Source organism: Arthrobacter sp. NicSoilB11 (genome assembly GCF_019977375.1).
GTDB lineage: Bacteria > Actinomycetota > Actinomycetes > Actinomycetales > Micrococcaceae > Arthrobacter.
This window is the reverse complement of record NZ_AP024657.1, coordinates 3,746,669-3,765,100: the sequence shown is the minus strand read 5'-3', so window position 1 is coordinate 3,765,100 and position 18,432 is coordinate 3,746,669. Positions and strand designations below refer to the sequence as shown.

Sequence of the window (18,432 nt, the reverse complement as noted above, 5' to 3'; positions counted from 1 at the left end):
TAGGCCGCCACCCGGACGCCAGCTAGGGCCGTAGGACCCGGCCCGGCGCCGTGCCACCAGGGACGGCAGAACCCCTGGCGGCAACCAGCGGCGTGACTTCCAGCCGGGTTCCCGGCCCTGCCAGCACCAGGACATGCTGGGCTGCCACGCCCTCCAGGGCGGCAGCCACCTGCGGGACGATGTCCTCCACCCCGGCAGGAAGGACGGACGACGGCGGAAGTCCGGCGCCGCCGTCGTCCGCCCTCAGCCACGTGGTCATCTTGGCGCCGCCGGTGGCATCAGCGATGCCACGAGCCAACGCCTCCGGGTCCACGGCACCCGGCGCGTAGCCGCTGATGAGCGTCACCCGCTCAATCACCCGTTTATGGATGGGTGCGGCGGCGTAGAGGGCCCGGTCATGCCGCCACAGCGCAAAGTGGTAACCCGCCACCAGCCCGGCCGCCACCAGGAGGCCCAGCGGGGCCCGGATCCGGTCCAAAAGGCTGCCGCCCGAAACGTCACCCAGCAGGAATTCGAAGAGCCGGTAGCCAATGACCAGCAGCGTAATGAGCGCCACCACCGCACTGACACCGAAAAACGCCACCAGGTAGACGCGCCGGCCGGGAGGGATATCGGCTGCCGTCCGCGGCTGGTGCCTCGGCTTCCAGGCCTGCCACCAGACCGGGCCGCCGACGGCGAGGGAACTGATGCCGCCCAGGAGCAGGGTGCGCGTGGCACCACCGGCCAGTGGCGATACCGCAGCGGCCAGCAACGCGTTCACCACCACTCCGATGCCGGACGCGGCCGCGGCAAGCGCCACGGCCGACGTCACCAGGAGACTGGCGCGGCGGGTCCGGGGTGATCGGTGGACGGACGTGGTGCGGTGGTACCGCCACACCAGGGCGCCGATGACGGCGGCCGCAATGGCCGGGGCGAGCGGTTCGAGCAGGTCGTTCAGCGGGTCGTTCCGGTCAAACGCCAGCCGCAGGAGGACAAACAGGATGACACCCAGCCCGCCCAAAGCGGAGATCCCGGCGACGAAGATGCCGACAACGATGATGGTGACGTCCACCAGCCCTGTTTGGTAGCGCCGGCCACCCTCCCGGAACCAGTGCCACCACCACACCACTGCTCCGCCGGCGGCCCAAATGAGGGACCGGAGGACGTCGACCCACCACGGCTCAAAGGTGGCGGTGGCCGTGAAACCGCGGATGGCGACATCCAGCAGCGTACTGAGCGCGGCAATCGAAGCGCCGGCGGCCAGCAACAGGCCAAAGACGAAGCCGACGACGGCGCGCACGTCCTCAAGGTGCGATGACGGTTTGCGGGGGTGCTTCCACATCCACCGGTGCCACCACCAGATAGCTGCCCACACAAGGGCGTTGGCCAACGGGGACTGCCACTGGCTTTCCTTCGCATCAACAAAAGATGAGGCGAGGTCCAGCAGCGATGTGGTGCCGATGATGAGCGAGACCGCGTACATACCGGTCAGGTAGAGGCCCCACCCGGGCGCAGTCCGCTCCGATTCGTCGTCGAGCCTCCGCCACACGAACCACCAGAGAAGCAGTGCCAGCGGTCCGCCGATCAGGGTGAAGGCCAGCGACAGGGCCAGCCCGGCCACGTCGCCCGCCGCCAGGACGGACGCCGTTCGGAACAGCCGTTCCAGCAGTCCGCTGAGGCCTGACGCCGTGATAACCACCAAGGCAAACAGCAGAACGTACAGGATCAGGCGGCGAAGTGTGGCCAGGCCGCTGGCGGGAGCGGGAGCCAATGGTGCTGCCGGCGCCGTCATTGCTTCACCGGCGTCACGGTGCAGGCCATCAGGGGGTACGGCGGCTGGTCGATCATCCATGTCCCGTTCACCCTGAGGAGCGAGAAGGCGTCCTCCATCTCATACTCTGAGGGGCCGAACGGTCCGCCCTGGGCTGACCGCACGATCGAAACTTTGACGGTGGCTGAATCGGTGCGCTCCGTCGTCGAAATCAACACCACCCGGGCAGGGCGCGGTTCGCCCGGATAGGACCCACTGCACCTGCTCCGGGCACCCTCGGTGAGGAAGGACTGCGCGGTGGGGATGTCGCCGTCGATCACGGCTTTGCTGTACTGCTGGACCACTCCGGCGGGGCTCGCCTTATCCAGCGGTGCCGGCTCACCCCGGGTAAATACCACGGCCAGCGCAACCACCACCAGCACCACCACAACGCCCGCCAGCGCGAGCAGGATCCGGTCCGGTTTTCGCGCTGCGTCATCCATGGCGCAAGTATGCGGCAGGTCGGCGGCTTTCGCCCGTGTCTTAGGACCTGATTTTCCGCCGCCACTCGAAAACTCAACAACGTTGCGCCTAACGCAACGTAATCGGGCATTGCTGGCCGATTGCGTTCGTCCTGCGACGGCGTTGCCACTCCGTGGAATGGGCTAAGAAACTTTATCGGCGGCTATTGACTGTGGCACGCGTCACGGCCTATCTTGAAACAACCATGTTGCAACAGCTGCAACTCCTACTTTTACTGGTGGTTCCATGAGTAACGAATCAAACTCACCCGTCGCAGGAGTCATTGCCAATGACGTTGATGCTCCCTCCGCGGCAGGCCTCGGCGCGGACAACCCGGTGGCCAGCAAGGACGTTCGACGCCGGGTGGTCACGGCGAGCTTCATCGGCAACTTCGTCGAGTGGTTCGACTACGCCGTGTACGGCTATCTCGCGGCCGTGATTTCCTCGGTATTCTTTCCCGAAGCCGACCGGCAGACCGCGCTGCTGGCAACCTTCGGCGTCTTTGCCATTTCCTTCTTCGTCCGGCCCCTGGGCGGCTTCTTCTGGGGCCACATCGGCGACAAGCTGGGCAGGCGCAAAGCCCTGTCGCTCTCCATCGTCATCATGTCCGTCTCCACCTTCTGCATCGCCCTCATTCCGGGATACTCAACCATCGGCATGCTGGCTCCGGTCCTGCTGCTCCTGGTCCGCGTGGTGCAGGGCTTCTCGGCAGCCGGCGAATACGCAGGCGCCTCAGCCTTCCTGGTGGAATACGCCCCGGCCAACCGCCGCGGACTCTACGCCGCGGTGGTCCCGGCCAGCACCGCAGCGGGCCTGCTCCTGGGTTCCCTGATCGCTGCGCTCCTCAGCTCTGTGCTCAGCACCGAACAGCTGCACGAGTGGGGCTGGCGGCTGCCGTTCCTCCTGGCGGCCCCCATGGGCCTGATCGGCCGCTACATCCGCACCAAGCTGGAGGACACACCCGCCTTCCGCGCCCTGGCCGACCAAGCCGAATCAGCGCCTAAGGCTCCTGCGCTGGACATGTTCCGGACCTACCGCAAGCAGCTGATCATTGCCTGCGGGGCAGTGCTGCTCAACGCCGTCGGCTTCTACGTCATCCTCAGCTACATGCCCACGTACCTTTCCGAGGAACTGGGCTTCGGGCCCACCGAATCCTTCCTGGCCACTACCATCGCCCTGGCCAGCTACATCGGATTCATCTTCCTGACCGGCATCGCGTCGGACCGGTTCGGCCGCAAGAAAATGCTAATCACCGCCTCCGTGCTGTTCATCCTCCTGACCGTCCCCGCCTTCATGCTCCTGGACACCGGCAACTTCCTGGTCATCGTGCTGGTCCAGATCCTGCTGGGCGGCATGCTCACCCTGAACGACGGCACCCTGCCCAGCTTCCTTGCCGAACTGTTCCCCACCAAGGTCCGGTACAGCGGATTCGCCGTCAGCTTCAACCTGTCCAATGCATTGTTCGGCGGCACCGCACCCTTCATGGCCACACTGCTGATCGGCCTGACGCAGAGCAAGCTGGCCCCCGGCTGGTACCTGGTGGCGGCCTCTGTCGTATCCCTGGTGGCCGTGCTGTTCGCCGCCGAAACGTCGCGGAAGCCCCTTAAACACCTCTGAGCGACCAGAGGCCCCTCAACCAACCCCTCGCACAAACAACACCAACTGCAGCGCAATCACCTGCCGCGGCATGCCCCGGCAGCAGCTGCATCCATTAGAAAGGCATCATCAATATGACCAGCACTACTGCTGAGAACGCCTCATCCATCGCCGAGCTGGAGCGCCTCAAGGTCCTGCACAACGGCACCAAGGGCAAGCTCACGTTCTCCGACGCAGAGTTCGAGCGCCGCCTGGGCGGGCTCCGCCGGATCATGGCCGCCAAGGACCTGGACGCTGTCATCCTCACCAGCTACCACGGCATCAAGTACTACTCCGACTTCCTGTACACCACGTTCGGCCGCAACTACGCCCTGGTGGTCACCGCTGACGACTCCGTCACCGTCACGGCCAACATCGACGCCGGCATGCCCTGGCGCACCTCCTACGGCGAGAACATCGTCTACACCGACTGGCGCCGCGACAACTTCTACTTCGGCCTGCAGGAGGCACTGCGCCAGCGCGGCGTCAAGGCCTCCCGCCTGGGCGTCGAGGACGACTTCCTCCCCGGCCTGACCCGCGAGAAGATCGCCGCCGCCTTCCCCGGAGCGGAACTCCTGGACGTTTCGCAGGACGCCATGCGCCAGCGCATGATCAAGTCCGCCGAGGAGATCGAGGTCATCAAGCACGGCGCCCGCATCGGCGACCTGGGCGGCGAAGCCATCCGCAACGCCATCCGCGAGGGCATCACCGAGTACGAGGTGGCCCTGATCGGCACCGAGGCCATGGTGCACGAAATCGCCCGCACGTTCCCGCACCGCGAGGTCCGCGACACCTGGGTGTGGTTCCAGTCCGGCATCAACACCGACGGCGCCCACAACTGGGCCACCACCCGGAAACTGCAGCAGGGCGACATCCTCTCGCTCAACTGCTTCCCGATGACCTCCGGCTACTACACCGCCCTGGAGCGCACCCTCTTCCTGGGCCAGCCGGACGAACGCTCCCTGGAACTGTGGAACATCAACGTGGAGGTACACCGCCGCGGCCTGGAACTCATCAAGCCCGGCGCCGTCTGCAAGGACATCGCCGCCGAGCTCAACGAGATCTACATCAGCCACGGCCTGCTGGCCAACCGCACCTTCGGCTACGGACACTCCTTCGGCGTCCTCAGCCACTACTACGGCCGCGAAGCCGGCCTGGAACTGCGCGAGGACATCGACACCGTCCTGGAACCCGGCATGGTGGTCTCCATGGAACCCATGATCACGGTGGCGGACGGCCTGCCGGGCGCCGGCGGCTACCGCGAGCACGACATCCTGGTCATCGGCGAGGACAACACGGTGGAGAACATCACCAAGTTCCCGTTCGGCCCGGAACACAACATCATCCAGGCATAACCATCACACTGGGAGGCGGCGCCACGGACACGTGGCGCCGCCTCTGCCGTCCATGAGGAAAGATGGTGTCCACCATGACTCCTGCAAAAACCTCCGACAGCAACGGCAACGGGACCGGCACCAACGGCGGGACGGACGCGAAAGGCGCCTCCGTCGTCGTCAATGCCATCGCCGTCCTGCGCACCTTCACGGCTGACGAACCCCTGCTGGGCGTCACCGAAATCGCCAACCGCGTAGGCATGCACAAGAGCAGCGTCTCCCGGATCCTGGCCACCTTCGAGCAGGAAAACCTGGTGGAACGGGACCCCGAAACCAAGCGGTTCCGGCTGGGGCTGGGACTCATCGCCGTCGCCGGGCCGCTGCTGGCCGAGATGGAGGAACGGCGCGTGGCGTATCCGGTCCTGCGGCAATTGACCGAGCAGACCGGGGAAACCAGTGCGCTGATGCTCTGGAACGGGGATGAGGCCATCTGCGTGGAGCAGATCGCCAGCCACCATCAGATCAAGCACACCACCCCTTTGGGGGCGCGCTACCGGGACGCCATGAGCGCCTCCGTCCAGGTATTCCTCTCCACCCTCCCGGCCGAGCGGGTACGGGAGCTGCTGCGCAGCGGAACCATCACCTTTCCAGGACTGGACGACGCCGGACTGGCAGCTTACGAAGCCAGGCTCCAGGATGTGGCGGAGCGGGGATGGGCGGGAAACTACGGCGAATCGTCCATGGACGAGGTTGGCGTCGCCGCCCCCGTCCGGGACCACCGCGGCGACATAGTGGCCGCCGTCCTCATCCCAGCCCCCCGCTTCCGGGTATCGAAGGAACAGTTCGAAAGCCTGGGGGAGGCCTGCGTGGCCGCCGCCGCCAAAGTCACCACCCGCCTGGGCGGGCGCCCCACAACCTGAAGCGGCGTGGCGGTGTTCTGCGTCTTTTAGCTGGGGTGTTCGAGCGAGATGGTTTCCAGGTGCTCGGGGACGCGGGCTTTCCAGCCAAGTTGGCGCTTGATGCGGGCCCGGAGGGTGTCTGCGGCGTCCGGTTCACCATGCGTGACGTAGGTCATGGCCGGCGCCTGGGAAGCGGTCTTCATCCATTGGATCAGCTCGTCGGAATCCGCATGGGCTGACAGTCCTTCCATTTGGATGACTTCTGCTCCGATTTCAACGTCCTGTCCGTAGATGCGGAGGTGTTTTTCACCCGCGGCGAGCGATGCTCCGCGCGTGCCTCCGGCCTGGTATCCGCTGAGGATGATGGCGTTGCGCCGGTCCGGCCCGTAGGCCGCGAGGTGGTGCAGGATCCTGCCGCCAGTGAGCATGCCGCTGGCGGAGATGATGATCATGGGTCCGCCGCGAAGGTTGAGCAGCTTGGATTCGTCAGCGCTTCGGACGGGCGTAGCCACTTTGTACATGCTTTCGAATTCGTGCTGTTTGAGCCTGTGTTCCTCGCGGTGGCGCTGGTACATACCGGAGGCGTCAATGGCCATCGGGCTGTTGAGGTAGATCGGGATGGAGGGGATGGCATTCCTGGCCAGAAGGCGTGAGAGGTGCAGCAGGACTGTTTCGGCCCGGCCGACGGCGAACGCAGCGATCATGATGACGCCGCGTCGTTTGGCCACCCGGCTGATGATCTCGCCCAGTTCGGTTTCAGGGTTCCCCGCGGGATGTGCCCTGTTGCCGTAGGTGGATTCGGTGACCAGTACGTCCACGGGCTCAAGGTCACGGGGCGGGTACATCAGTGGGTCGTGGGTGCGGCCCAGATCCCCGGTGAAATGGATCGTCCTGCCGCCGAGTTTGAGGTGCACCTGTGCGGCGCCCAGGATGTGGCCGGCGGGAAGGAATGTCGCTTCGATGCCCCCGGGCAGGGAAAACGGGGAGTCGAAGCCCTGGGTCCTGAAACTGTTGAGCGATCGGACGGCGTCTTCTGCAGTGTAGAGGGGCACTGGCGGATGATGTGTTGATGATGCTGTGCGGTCCGCATACCGGGCTTCCTCTTCCTGGAGGTAACCGCTGTCGGGAAGCAGCAGTGAACACAGTTCTGCCGTACCAGGGGTCGCATAGACAGGGCCGTTGAAACCGTCGCGGACCAGGGCAGGAACATACCCGGTGTGGTCCAGGTGGGCATGTGTGAGGACAACGGCGTCGATGTTCGCGGGGCTGACCTGGAACGCTACCCGGTTACGGTCGCGGAGGTGTTTATAGCCTTGGAACAGACCGCACTCGATCAGGACCCGGTGGCCGCGTGAACGGATCAGGTACCTGGAACCCGTCACAGTGTCGGTTGCACCGAGGAACTGCAACGTCGGGGGATGCTGGTCCCTTGGCTGGGGCACTGCCCGTTACCCGCGGGTGATGGGAAGTTTTTTCGGTTCGGTGGGTTGGGCCTGCTCGGGCAACGGGGTGCGGACTTCCAGGACCCCGTTGGTGTAAGTGGCTTTGATGTCTTCTTCCTTGACCCCGTCAGGGAGCGGGATGTTCCGGCTGAAGGACCCGTAGCGGAACTCTGACCGATAGCTGCCTTTGTCCTTGTGTTCTTCCTTTTCCTGGCGTTCAGCGCGGATCCGCAGGAACCCGTCATCCATTGTCACTTCAATGTCTTTGTCAGGATCGACGCCGGGCATCTCGGCACGCACCACAAGGGTCTTGTCGTCGACGAACTCTTCGACCCTGATCGGGGCAGGGCTGGCCGGTGACTCAAACATGCGCTCTATGGAGTCCAGCAACTCCGCCGGGGAGCGCAGGGCAGACGTGAAGGGGGAGGGCCACCGGGAGGCTGCGAAGGGGGACCATTTGAGCAGATCAGACATGACAAAAACTCTCCAGATTCGGTGCGGAGGACGCCCGGAAGGGGCCGTATCAATCCAGTAAATACCCGTGCAGCCGGGGCTGGCAGGGGCAAAAGACCCGCCCGCCCGGAGCCCTCACGCACAGCCCTGAAATTCATGGATACCTGAGGACTAAAGCCTCTGAAGGCAAGACGCGCCCGGCTCGAAGCTGGAACCATAGGGAGGCTTGCCCCACCCCGGCAGCCGAACTTAAACACAACAATTTCCCTCCCTGCGTACAAGGAAGCAAGCCATGTCTGCATCATCAGCACATCCGGGCGTAGGCGCACGTCACCACCGCACGGCCATCGAAATCACTGCCCTGGCGGCGGGAGCAGTTTTCGCCCTGGTGGGCGTTCTCGGTTTCATCCCTGGAGTCACCACGAACTATTCGGAACTGAGTTTCGCCGGCCCCGACTCCGGCGCGATGCTCCTGGGTGTCTTCCAGGTATCCATCCTGCACAACATTGTTCACCTCCTCTTTGGAGCAGCCGGCCTGCTCATGGGCAGGACCGCGTCCCAGTCGAAGTACTATCTCATCGGCGGCGGCGCCCTCTACCTGCTTATTTGGCTCTACGGACTCCTGATTGACCAGGCATCCTCGGCCAACTTCATCCCGGTGAACACCTCAGATAACTGGCTCCACGTGGTGCTGGGAGTCGTCATGCTCGCAGTGGGGATTGTGCTTGGCCGCGGAACCGGCCCGGCGAAAGCACCCTGATCCCTCTGACCCAGTACGGCTCGGGGCAGTGAAAGGAAAGACGAATGACCAGCACTGGTCCATTCCTGATTGTTGTCGGCTTTGACGGTTCCGAACCCTCCCAGGCAGCACTGGACTGGGCGATGGATGAGGCCCGCCAACGCAATGGCCAACTCCGCTTCGTCACCGCCTGGAACAAGCCGCCAATGGCGTGGTATCCGGCTGTCCTGGAAACGGCCGCAGGTGAAATTGCCGCCGAAGAGTCTCCGGAGCACATTGAACTGCTCCCCGGAAGTTGGACTGACTAAATAAGAGCCTAAGCCGCGAGGGTCTGGGTCCGGTATTGCACCGGGCTCAGGCCCTTGAGCTTTGTCGAGATTCTTTCGGTGTTGTACCAGCGGATGTATTCGTGCAGTGCCCCTGCCAAGGCGTCGGTGCTGAGGTATCGCACGTGGTGGAAGAGCTCTTCCTTAAGGTGGCCGAAGAAGTTTTCCATCACGGCGTTGTCGTAGCAGTTGCCCTTGCGTGACATCGACTGGCTCGCGCCGGCTTCCTGTAAGAGTTTTCGCCACGAGACGTGCTGGTACTGGAAGCCCTGGTCCGAATGCACGAGTGGCTGCTGGTTATCCTCAAGGCAGGCAAGGGCCTGGCGCAGCGAATTATTGGTGAGCTCCAGATTCGGAGACGGGCTGATCGAGTAGGAGATGATCTGCCGGTCGAAAAGATCCATAACCGGCGAAAGGTAGAGCTTACGGTCGCCGACGCTGAACTCCGTCACATCCGTTACCCACTTCCGGTTCGGGGCATCAGCCTCGAACTCCCGGTTCAACACGTTCGGAGCAACCCGGCCCTGCCCGCCCTGGTAGGAGTTATAACGCTTCTTCCGCCGGACCTTGCACACCAGATTCAGGGACCGCATGAGCTTCAGAACGGTCTTTTTCGCGACCGTCCACCCTTGCTTGACCATCTCGGTGTGGACCCGCCGGTGCCCGTACCGGCCATGGTTCTTCTCGAAAATTTCCCTGACAGCGGCCTTGATGAACTCCTGCGGATCAGGGCCTTGGATGCGTGCCTGATGATAGAAGAACGTCGATCTGGCAAGAGATGCTGCCTGCAGCAGGACCGGAAGCGGGAAGTCAGCCTTGAGAGCGATGAGGGCTTGGACCTTCACCGTCGTTCCTGCGCCCTCAAGGCCCGCAATTTTCCCAGGTAAGCCACTTCCGCCCGCAACCGTTCGTTCTCCCGCCGTAACCGCTCCAGTTCCGATACCTCGGCCGGCTGCGGGGCATCAGGTGCCTTAGGCCTGCCCTTGGACTTGGGACGTAATGCGTCCGGGCCCTCGCGGCGATACGCCCGGGCCCACGTCTTCAGTAGCGTGGGCGAGGACAAACCCACCTCCGCCGCGAGATCCGGGGCAGTCTCACCGGCGATAAACCGTTCAACCAGCGCGAGCTTGAATTCGAACGAGTACACCTGTTTCGTCGGCTTGGCCACCAGCGCTCCTCGACCATGGATCTTCCACCGCCGATAGAGAACCCTTATCGGCGGGCGGGACACCCCTAGCAACGTCGCCGCCGCACTATCCGCGATGCCCTTCTCAAACCACGCTACAGCGGCCTCACGCTGAACCTCAGACAACGAACTACGTGCATGCATAAAACTGCTCCCCGGAAGTCGGAACTGAATTTCTCAGTCCAACTTCCGGGGAGCAGTTCACATCGCCCGGACGCTCCAGGGTGAGGCGCTGAAGGCCGCCGCAGATGGCGGCGTGACCGCTTCGGGGCAACTCGTAGACACCCATTCACCTGCTTCGGCGATTCTTGACGCCGCCAAGGACGCGGATCTCATTGTCGTCGGCTCCCGGGGCCATGGGGGATTTCCAGGGCTGCACATGGGCTCCGTATCCACCCAGGTGGTCAACCACGCCCCCTGTGCTGTCCTGGTGGTCCAATCCAAGGCGTAATGCCCCTGGAGCCTGCTCAGCTGGGCCCTGTCAGCCGCTGCAGCTGGGCGCGTGGAGGGGACGCACACCAAAAGTTCAAGCGGAATGCGCTCTACCTCTGGTGGAGTGCCGGGGCCGGTCGTAAAGTGGAAGTGCCTGCAGGTAACCATCAGATGACGCCGGGTTGTTCAGGACATGAGAATGTCCGAGCCGTCTCTTAGCGAGATCGCGAAGGTACCTGCAGGTTCTGCGTTTAAACACTTTTCTCCGCTGGAATTTGGCTCTTGCGTCCCCGCAAAACCAGGCGTAACACTGTTAATACGTTCTTCGAAAGAAGGGCGGGAACGGACAACAGGGAACCCTGGAACACACCGTGGATCTGATCCAGGTGGTCTGCCGGTGACGAGGCAGGAAGCACCAGGATTCCCGCAAGTTCGGGAGATGATGTTCGTCATAACGGAATCAAAACAGTCGAAGCCCCTTCAGCATTGCTGGTGGGGCTTCCCCTTTGTACTGCCAGGTCAGGGCAGTCCGGCCATCCGGGCCGCCAGGTGCAGTGCCGCCAGCCGGCCCGTGCCGCGCGGATCACCGCCGCACAGCTCGAAAATGCGCTGCAACCTGTGGTGCATCGACTGGCGCTCCAAGTGCAGTTCCCGTGCAGACTGCGCTGTGTTGCAGCCTGAGTCCAGCCACACCTGCAGGGTCTCCAGCAGCTGGGACTGCCGCTGCGCATCATGCTCAAGGACCGCCCGCAGTTGCCGGTTGACGAACGCCTCCCGTGATGAGGCATCAAGGCAGGTCAGGGACAGGCTCTCCACGGCAGCGTCCTCCGCATCCACCACCACCAGGCCGCGGGCCGGATAGCGCCTGCGCGCCGACGCGTTCCTGCGCCGGATCTGGCGCACCTCCAGGGTGCGGCGGGCTTCGGCCAGGGACCAGGCGGCTTCCGCCACGCCGCCGGCCAGGGGACCGACGGCGATCACCGCATCATGGTCCCCTTCCAGCCCCCTCAGCGATTCCACAAGCTGCCGCCGTTCACCGACAGTGTCAGCGCAGGGCAGGCCGATCATCACCACCAGTTCGGCATCATCCAGATAGGCGGCGCACGGAATGCGCCGTGAGCTGAGGAAGCTTTCGACGGCGCCACGCAGCTCCTGCGGTGACGCGGCGTGGATTGCCGCCACCACGGAGGGGGAGTCCGTGGGGAAGCCGGCACCCGGAGCCAGCTGCTCAAGGCGCCACTCCGGAGCTGCGTTCAGGACTGCCCGCATCAGTTCGGCGCCAGCCAGGGCATGCAGTCCGGGAGGCGTGTGCTGCAGCAGGGCCAGGCCCAGGATGTCCACGGCGCGTTCCCCCGCCACCTGCGCCAGGGCCACGTCCGCGGCATCCGGAACCCGCACCTCCAGGCGGCCCATGAGGACACCCCGCACGGGAATGTCCACGGTGATCATCGTTCCGCCGGCCCTGCCGTGAAAGCCGCCGTGCCCGCCCGGCCCGGAGCCGCCGTCGTCCGCTGTATCGCCAGCTGCCGCCGCCCCGGCTTCCGCGCCAATGTCACCGTTCCAGCCCTCGGGCATGGCGCTGCCCATGGTGACTCCCCAGGGGGAGGTGAGCTTCACCGCGGAGCTGGTGATGCCGGCCAGTACGCCCAGGATCTTGTCGAGTGAAGCGCCGTGGGCCAGCTCCGCCGCCATGGCCCGGGTGGCAGCGTCAGCCTGCTGCAGGTGTCCCACGGACTCGCTCACAAGCAGGGAATTGATGGCCTGCATGACGCCCACGAACGGCACCACCTTGCGCAGCTCCACCACCGGAAGGCCATATTCCTCGGCCTTTTCGAGCATGTTGGCCGGGATCTCCGGCAGGGCGCCACCGGTCTCGATGGCGAGCGCTGCAATCCCGCGCTGGGCCAGTTCGCGCACGTAGTCCTCCCGCTTGGCAGGCGTGGCCGTGGCCAGGGTGATCCCGCCGCACAGCAGCAGTTCGCCGCCCCGGAGCAGGGGTGCAATGTCAAGCACTTCGCTGGAGTGGACCCAGCGGACCGGTTGCGCGTCGGCCGCCACACCCAGGGGATGGACCACGGGATCGGCGGCGGCGAGGGCGGGGTGGGCGAGTATTTCGCCAAGAAACACTGACACGACAGTCCGTAACGTTGTAGGGGAATCTGTTCGACACATCGTATCTTGTTCCTTGTGATGGGGGCCACATAGCCTTTTGGTACTTATCCACCTCACGGAGGCCCCCATGCAAGAAAAGCTTTCACCAGCCACGCACGGCCAGCCCGGCCAGGCCACGCAGGACCACAACGCCGTGGACCACGAAGCCTGGCTCCAGCCCATCCCCGAATCAGCACGCACACGCAAGGTTTCCGGCCAGTTCTGGATCTGGGCGGGCGCCAACCTGGCACCCATCAACTGGGTGCTGGGGGCACTCGGGATCCAGCTGGGACTCGGGTTGGCGGACACCGTCACCGTCCTGGTCCTGGGCAACCTGATCGGCATGCTGCTCTTTGGCTGCTTCGTCCTCCTGGGCCAGAAGACCGGCGCCACCGGCATGGTCCTGGCCCGCGCCGCATTCGGACGGCGCGGCAATTACCTCCCGGCCGCCATCCAGGCCCTCCTGGTCATCGGCTGGTGCGCGGTGAACACCTGGATCATCCTGGACCTGGTCATGGCGCTCTTCGGAACCCTTGGGTGGGTTGACCCGGAAGCCCCCAACTACGCCTGGAAGATCGGCGTCGCCACCTTCATCATGGCCCTGCAGGTAGCCATCGCCTGGTTCGGCTACAAGGCCATCGCGGCCTTCGAAAAATGGACCGTACCGCCCACCATCCTCATCCTGGCCGTTATGTCGGCCGTCGCCTGGTTCGGCATGGACATCGACTGGGGCTACGCCGGACCGGCCGGCGCCATCCTGGAAGGCTCGGAGCGGATCGCCGCCATGAGCGCCGTCATGACCGCCATCGGCATCGGCTGGGGCATCACCTGGTTCACCTACGCCGCGGACTACTCCCGGTTCGTCAGCACCAGCGTCCCCAAGAAGAAGGTCTACCTCGCCTCGGTCCTTGGCCAGTTCATCCCGGTGGTCTGGCTGGGTGTCCTGGGCGCCAGCCTGGCCACCAACTCCGGGGAGATCGACCCCGGCAAGCTGATCGTCCTCAACTTCGGCGCCATGGCGCTGCCGGTGCTGCTCATGGTGCTCCACGGCCCCATCGCCACCAACATCCTCAACATCTATACGTTCTCCGTCGCAACCCAGGCACTGGATATCTCCATCAGCCGCCGCAAGCTCAACCTGTTCGTCGGCGTCTTCTCGCTGGCCGCCGTCGTCTTCTTCATCTTCCAGGAGGACTTCGCCGCGGTACTCGACGCCTGGCTGATTGGCCTGGTGGCCTGGGTGGCCGCCTGGGGCGGCATCATGCTGGTGCACTACTTCTGGCTGGACAAGCGCTGGCCGGGCGAGCCGGAGCGGCTGTTCGACGCCGTGGGCACCAAGCGGCTGCCCGGCGTCAACTGGGCCGGTGTCATCTCCCTGGTGGCCGGGATTTTCGCAACGTGGCTCTTCATGTACGGCCTGATCCCCATCATGCAGGGCCCCATCGCGGTGGCGCTGGGCGGCTGGGACCTGTCCTGGCTGGCCGGTGGACTGACCAGCGCCGGGGTGTACGCCATCCTCGGGCCGCGGCAGCACATCCGCTACCTTGCCCTGCAGCCCCGCATCAAGGAGGCGGCGGACAGCGCCCCTGGAGCAGACGGCAAGGCAGCTGACAGCGCGCCCGCCCTTCCCGCCCTCTAAACGGCCCTGCCCTTCTTCCCCAGCACCTGGCGCGCACTGCGCCCGCCGAAAGGATTCCCCATGAACCAGCCCGCCATCGCAGACCCGCTGCACCCCATCACCTGGCCCGACGGCGCCAAGGCCGCCGCATCCTTCACCTTCGACGTGGACGCAGAGTCCTGCACCATCGCCCACAACCCCACCAGCACCCGGCGCATGTCCCTGATGAGCCACCAGTCCTACGGCCCCAAAATCGCGGTGCCGCGGCTCCTGGCCATCCTGGCGCGCCAGGACATCCAGGCCACCTTCTTCATCCCGGGCTTCACCGCCGAGTCCTACCCGGACGTGGTGCGGCAGATCGTGGACGGCGGCCATGAAGTGGCGCACCACGGCTACCTGCACGAACCCATGCAGGGCATCGACGCCGCCACCGAGGCAAGCTACATCGACCGGGGCCTTGAGGCCCTGGCCACGGTGGCCGGAGTCCGGCCGGTGGGCTACCGGGCACCGTGGTGGGAGCTGAACTGGCACTCGCCGGGTCTGCTGGCCGACCGCGGCTTCCTCTACGATTCCAGCCTGCTCGACGGCGACGCCCCCTACCGCTTCGCCGTCGCCGCCGATGATCCCCGGGACATTGTGGAGATTCCGGTGGACTGGACCCTTGACGACTGGGAGCAGTACGCTTTCTATCCCGGCGTGACGGGCAGCGGGGTGATCGAGAGCCCGGCCAAGGTCCTGGAGATGTGGACCCTTGAAGCCGAGGCCCACCACTCCCAGGGCAGCTGTTTCGTGCTGACCAACCACCCGTTCATCTCCGGCCGGCCGTCCAAGGCGGTGGCGCTGGAGCAGCTGATCGAGCGGGTTAAGGCGATGGACGGCATGTGGGTAACCACCCTGGAACAGATTGCCCGGCACACCAAGGAAACCGTGACGGAGGTCCACACCCACGCTCGGATCGACGTGCCGGTATTCCCGGGCGCGGGTGCACAGTTCCAGCCCGCCTTGGTGCGGCAGGGGGTGCTGGCCTAGCGTCCTGGGGTAGCGCCCGGGGCAAGCGTCCCGGGCGAGGAAAGCGGCCGACGGCGGGAGTTCCCGCCGCCGGCCGCTTTCGGTTGTTTACGACTGGTCAGCCGTGGTCATCAGGGACTGCATCTGGGCTGCGGCGCCGCTGCCCGGGGCGGGCGTGTAGACAACGATGTGCAGGTCCGGCCGGTCCGAAGGCGACACCTGGTGGTGTTCCAGCTGGAGGACTCCGACGGCGGGGTGGTGGAAGAGCCGCTCGCGGGATTCGAAGCCCAGGATGTCGTACAGGTCCCAGCCCTGGCGGAACTCGGGGCTTGCCTCCTTGAGCCGTTCCACCTGGTACTGGATGTCCGGATCACCCAGCCGCTGTCCGGTTTCGGCGCGGAATTCGGCAAGGAAACGCTTGCTGGTGGTGTCCCAGTCCGGGAGCAGGTCCCGGACGTAGGGGTCGGTGAACACCAGCCACAGCAGGTTCCGGTCCGCCGGGGGCACGGTGGCGATGTTGGGGTACAGCGCGGCATAGGCCTTGTTCCAGCCGGCTACGCCCCAGTCCGGGAACAGGGCAAAGGACGGATTGGGATCAAGTGCATCCAGCAGCCGCTGGATGTGGGGCGGAGCAGTATCGGCGGCGGGGCCCGAGGGCGCCGCGGACGCATACCCGCCCAGGGACAGGACATAGCCAAGGCCGGTGGTGGAAAGATGCAGCGCACGGCTGACGGCCTCCAGGACCTGGCGGGAGGGGCTGATGTCCCTGCCCTGCTCCAGCCAGGTGTACCAGGTGACGCTGACACCGGAGAGGAAAGCCACCTCCTCGCGGCGCAATCCCCGGTCGCGCGAGCGGCCGATCGGCGGCAGGCCATAGTCGGCCCGCAGCGCCTGGTCGCGGCGGGCGCGCAGGAAGAGGCCAAGTTCCTTGCGCCGTCCGGGATCACTCACCCGGAAATACTATTACTCTGGTACTCCTACTACTAGTATCAAGAGCGTCTTCCACCCCGGCCCATGAGCCCGCAGGATGGTAGGCATGCCTGCACTTCGCTCTAAAACAGTCACCCATGGCCGCAACATGGCCGGCGCCCGCGCACTGCTGCGCGCTTCCGGCGTCGCCAACTCGGACATCGGAAAGCCGATCATCGCCGTGGCCAACTCCTTCACCGAGTTCGTCCCCGGCCACACCCACCTCGCCCCCGTGGGCCGGATCGTCTCCGACGCGATCCTCGCCGCCGGCGCCGTGCCGCGCGAGTTCAACACCATCGCCGTGGACGACGGCATCGCCATGGGCCACAGCGGCATGCTCTACTCGCTGCCGTCCCGCGACCTGATCGCCGACTCCGTGGAGTACATGGTCAACGCACACTGCGCCGACGCCCTGGTATGCATCTCCAACTGCGACAAGATCACCCCCGGCATGCTCATGGCCGCGCTGCGCCTGAACATCCCCGTGGTCTTCGTCTCCGGCGGCCCCATGGAAGCAGGGCGCGTGACCCTGTCCGACGGCTCCGTCCGCTCCCTGGACCTGGTGAACGCGATTGCCGATGCCGTGGACGAGTCCATCTCCGATGCCGACATCAACCTCATCGAAGAGAACGCCTGCCCCACCTGCGGCTCCTGCTCCGGCATGTTCACCGCCAACTCAATGAACTGCCTCACCGAGGCCATCGGCCTGTCCCTGCCGGGCAACGGGTCCGTGCTCGCCACCCATACCGCACGCAAGGCCCTGTACGAGAAGGCCGGTGCCACCGTCGTCGAGCTGGTGAAGCGCTACTACGACGGCGACGACGACTCCGTGCTGCCGCGCTCCATCGCCACCGCGAAGGCCTTCGATAACGCCATGGCCCTGGACATCTCCATGGGCGGCTCCACCAACACCATCCTGCACCTGCTGGCCGCCGCCCAGGAGGCCGGCGTGGACTACGGCCTGGCCGAGATGGATGCCAAGTCCCGCCAGGTGCCCTGCCTGGCCAAGGTGGCTCCGAACGTGGCCAAGGACAAGACCTACTACATGGAGGACGTGCACCGCGCCGGCGGCATCCCCGCCCTGCTGGGCGAGCTGAACCGAGGCGGCCTCCTGCACAAGGACGTCCACTCCGTGCACTCCGATAACCTGGACGGCTGGCTGGATGACTGGGACATCCGGGGCGGCAAAGCCACCGAGGAAGCAAAGGCCCTGTGGCACGCCGCTCCCGGCGGCGTCCGTTCCTCCACCGCGTTCTCCCAGTCGAACGAGTGGACCTCCCTGGACACCGACGCCGCAGAAGGCTGCATCCGCTCGGTGGAGCACGCCTACTCCAAGGACGGCGGCCTGGCCGTGCTCCGTGGCAACGTCGCAGTGGACGGCGCCGTGGTGAAGACCGCCGGCGTGGACGAGTCCATCTGGACCTTCTCGGGCCCGGCCGTGGTGTGCGAGTCCCAGGATGAAGCCGTGGAGAAGATCCTGAACAAGACCGTCAAGGAAGGCGACGTGGTGGTCATCCGTTACGAAGGCCCCCGCGGCGGTCCCGGCATGCAGGAAATGCTCTACCCGACGTCGTTCCTCAAGGGCCGCGGCCTGGGCAAGAAGTGCGCCCTCATCACTGATGGCCGTTTCTCCGGCGGCACGTCCGGCCTGTCGATCGGGCACATCTCGCCGGAGGCTGCCTCCGGCGGCGCCATCGCCCTGGTGGAGGACGGTGACATCATCAGCATCAACATCTCGCAGCGTTCCATGCAGCTTGAGGTCTCGGACGAGATCCTGGCCGAACGCCGCGAGAAGCTGGAGGTCAACGGCGGCTACAAGCCCAAGGACCGGGACCGCCAGGTCTCCGCTGCACTGCGCGCCTACGCCGCCATGGCCCTGTCCGCGGACAAGGGCGCAGTACGGGATGTGTCGCTGGTAGAGCGGTAAGGCGTCCGCGGCGGGAGAGGGGAGAAGCAGGTCCTCCGGCCCTCCCCCGCCCGGGGCCGGCG

General features: G+C 65.3%; 17 protein-coding genes. 9 read left to right on the top strand and 8 right to left on the bottom strand.

Going from position 1 to position 18,432, the window contains the following annotated elements; genetic code table 11:
* Positions 1-22: 22 nt before the first annotated feature.
* A complete protein-coding gene (locus tag LDO14_RS17580; RefSeq protein WP_223995306.1) occupies positions 23-1,771 on the bottom strand; it encodes a DUF5671 domain-containing protein in 1,749 nt (582 codons plus the stop codon).
* Positions 1,768-2,232 carry a hypothetical protein gene (locus tag LDO14_RS17575; RefSeq protein ID WP_223992726.1) on the bottom strand — a complete coding sequence of 155 codons (465 nt, stop codon included), beginning with the start codon at positions 2,230-2,232 and terminating at the stop codon, positions 1,768-1,770. Before LDO14_RS17575 ends, LDO14_RS17580 begins: the two co-directional genes overlap by 4 nt.
* A gap of 265 nt (positions 2,233-2,497) precedes the next feature.
* On the opposite strand from LDO14_RS17575, the gene LDO14_RS17570 reads away from it, so the two are divergent.
* The 3 genes from LDO14_RS17570 to LDO14_RS17560 all read left to right on the top strand — a co-directional run bounded on the left by LDO14_RS17570 (position 2,498) and on the right by LDO14_RS17560 (position 6,140).
* Positions 2,498-3,868, top strand: coding sequence for an MFS transporter (locus LDO14_RS17570; protein WP_223992720.1), 1,371 nt, complete (start codon positions 2,498-2,500; stop codon positions 3,866-3,868).
* A gap of 113 nt (positions 3,869-3,981) precedes the next feature.
* A complete protein-coding gene (locus tag LDO14_RS17565) occupies positions 3,982-5,241 on the top strand; it encodes an aminopeptidase P family protein (RefSeq protein WP_223992718.1) in 1,260 nt (419 codons plus the stop codon).
* Between the two features lie 74 nt (positions 5,242-5,315).
* Positions 5,316-6,140: an IclR family transcriptional regulator gene (locus LDO14_RS17560; RefSeq protein WP_223992716.1), complete on the top strand. Its 825-nt coding sequence runs from the start codon at positions 5,316-5,318 to the stop codon at positions 6,138-6,140.
* A gap of 26 nt (positions 6,141-6,166) precedes the next feature.
* Here LDO14_RS17560 and LDO14_RS17555 read toward each other — a convergent pair whose 3' ends face one another.
* Positions 6,167-7,501, bottom strand: a complete 1,335-nt coding sequence (locus tag LDO14_RS17555; protein ID WP_223992714.1) for an MBL fold metallo-hydrolase — start codon at positions 7,499-7,501, stop codon at positions 6,167-6,169.
* 66 nt (positions 7,502-7,567) lie between these two features.
* Entirely contained in the window at positions 7,568-8,035 is a 468-nt protein-coding gene (locus LDO14_RS17550; RefSeq protein ID WP_018770632.1) for an Hsp20/alpha crystallin family protein, read from the bottom strand.
* A 271-nt stretch (positions 8,036-8,306) separates the two neighbouring features.
* Here LDO14_RS17550 and LDO14_RS17545 point away from each other — a divergent pair, with 271 nt between their 5' ends.
* A complete protein-coding gene (locus tag LDO14_RS17545) occupies positions 8,307-8,774 on the top strand; it encodes a DUF4383 domain-containing protein (RefSeq protein WP_223992712.1) in 468 nt (155 codons plus the stop codon).
* 44 nt (positions 8,775-8,818) lie between these two features.
* Positions 8,819-9,061 carry a universal stress protein gene (locus tag LDO14_RS17540; RefSeq protein ID WP_223992710.1) on the top strand — a complete coding sequence of 81 codons (243 nt, stop codon included), beginning with the start codon at positions 8,819-8,821 and terminating at the stop codon, positions 9,059-9,061.
* Positions 9,062-9,069: 8 nt separating this feature from the next.
* Here LDO14_RS17540 and LDO14_RS17535 read toward each other — a convergent pair whose 3' ends face one another.
* Both LDO14_RS17535 and LDO14_RS17530 read right to left on the bottom strand, forming a co-directional pair.
* Positions 9,070-9,924, bottom strand: coding sequence for an IS3 family transposase (locus LDO14_RS17535; RefSeq protein ID WP_018772269.1), 855 nt, complete (start codon positions 9,922-9,924; stop codon positions 9,070-9,072).
* Positions 9,921-10,247 carry a transposase gene (locus LDO14_RS17530; protein ID WP_018772270.1) on the bottom strand — a complete coding sequence of 109 codons (327 nt, stop codon included), beginning with the start codon at positions 10,245-10,247 and terminating at the stop codon, positions 9,921-9,923. Before LDO14_RS17530 ends, LDO14_RS17535 begins: the two co-directional genes overlap by 4 nt.
* 274 nt (positions 10,248-10,521) lie before the next feature.
* Here LDO14_RS17530 and LDO14_RS17525 point away from each other — a divergent pair, with 274 nt between their 5' ends.
* Positions 10,522-10,716 carry a universal stress protein gene (locus LDO14_RS17525; protein WP_263422485.1) on the top strand — a complete coding sequence of 65 codons (195 nt, stop codon included), beginning with the start codon at positions 10,522-10,524 and terminating at the stop codon, positions 10,714-10,716.
* Positions 10,717-11,216: 500 nt separating this feature from the next.
* On the opposite strand, the gene LDO14_RS17520 is transcribed toward LDO14_RS17525, so the two are convergent.
* Positions 11,217-12,830: a PucR family transcriptional regulator gene (locus LDO14_RS17520; RefSeq protein WP_223992709.1), complete on the bottom strand. Its 1,614-nt coding sequence runs from the start codon at positions 12,828-12,830 to the stop codon at positions 11,217-11,219.
* 106 nt (positions 12,831-12,936) lie between these two features.
* On the opposite strand from LDO14_RS17520, the gene LDO14_RS17515 reads away from it, so the two are divergent.
* Complete coding sequence (locus LDO14_RS17515; RefSeq protein WP_144600233.1) at positions 12,937-14,487, top strand: cytosine permease; 1,551 nt, start codon at positions 12,937-12,939, stop codon at positions 14,485-14,487.
* Between the two features lie 60 nt (positions 14,488-14,547).
* Positions 14,548-15,495 carry a polysaccharide deacetylase gene (locus tag LDO14_RS17510; RefSeq protein ID WP_223992706.1) on the top strand — a complete coding sequence of 316 codons (948 nt, stop codon included), beginning with the start codon at positions 14,548-14,550 and terminating at the stop codon, positions 15,493-15,495.
* An 87-nt stretch (positions 15,496-15,582) separates the two neighbouring features.
* Here LDO14_RS17510 and LDO14_RS17505 read toward each other — a convergent pair whose 3' ends face one another.
* Complete coding sequence (locus tag LDO14_RS17505; protein ID WP_018770626.1) at positions 15,583-16,425, bottom strand: helix-turn-helix transcriptional regulator; 843 nt, start codon at positions 16,423-16,425, stop codon at positions 15,583-15,585.
* An 85-nt stretch (positions 16,426-16,510) separates the two neighbouring features.
* Here LDO14_RS17505 and ilvD point away from each other — a divergent pair, with 85 nt between their 5' ends.
* Positions 16,511-18,370 (top strand): dihydroxy-acid dehydratase, encoded by a 1,860-nt coding sequence (gene ilvD / locus LDO14_RS17500; protein WP_026265977.1) that lies wholly within the window; start codon positions 16,511-16,513, stop codon positions 18,368-18,370.
* Positions 18,371-18,432: the final 62 nt, after the last annotated feature.

Coding starts and splice junctions, on each gene's coding strand:
- LDO14_RS17580 (WP_223995306.1), bottom strand. CDS start 1,771: ATGACGGCGCCGGCAGCACCATTGGCTCCCGCTCCCGCCAGCGGCCTG.
- LDO14_RS17575 (WP_223992726.1), bottom strand. CDS start 2,232: ATGGATGACGCAGCGCGAAAACCGGACCGGATCCTGCTCGCGCTGGCG.
- LDO14_RS17515 (WP_144600233.1), top strand. CDS start 12,937: ATGCAAGAAAAGCTTTCACCAGCCACGCACGGCCAGCCCGGCCAGGCC.
- ilvD (WP_026265977.1), top strand. CDS start 16,511: ATGCCTGCACTTCGCTCTAAAACAGTCACCCATGGCCGCAACATGGCC.
- LDO14_RS17560 (WP_223992716.1), top strand. CDS start 5,316: ATGACTCCTGCAAAAACCTCCGACAGCAACGGCAACGGGACCGGCACC.
- LDO14_RS17565 (WP_223992718.1), top strand. CDS start 3,982: ATGACCAGCACTACTGCTGAGAACGCCTCATCCATCGCCGAGCTGGAG.
- LDO14_RS17540 (WP_223992710.1), top strand. CDS start 8,819: ATGACCAGCACTGGTCCATTCCTGATTGTTGTCGGCTTTGACGGTTCC.
- LDO14_RS17550 (WP_018770632.1), bottom strand. CDS start 8,035: ATGTCTGATCTGCTCAAATGGTCCCCCTTCGCAGCCTCCCGGTGGCCC.
- LDO14_RS17510 (WP_223992706.1), top strand. CDS start 14,548: ATGAACCAGCCCGCCATCGCAGACCCGCTGCACCCCATCACCTGGCCC.
- LDO14_RS17570 (WP_223992720.1), top strand. CDS start 2,498: ATGAGTAACGAATCAAACTCACCCGTCGCAGGAGTCATTGCCAATGAC.
- LDO14_RS17545 (WP_223992712.1), top strand. CDS start 8,307: ATGTCTGCATCATCAGCACATCCGGGCGTAGGCGCACGTCACCACCGC.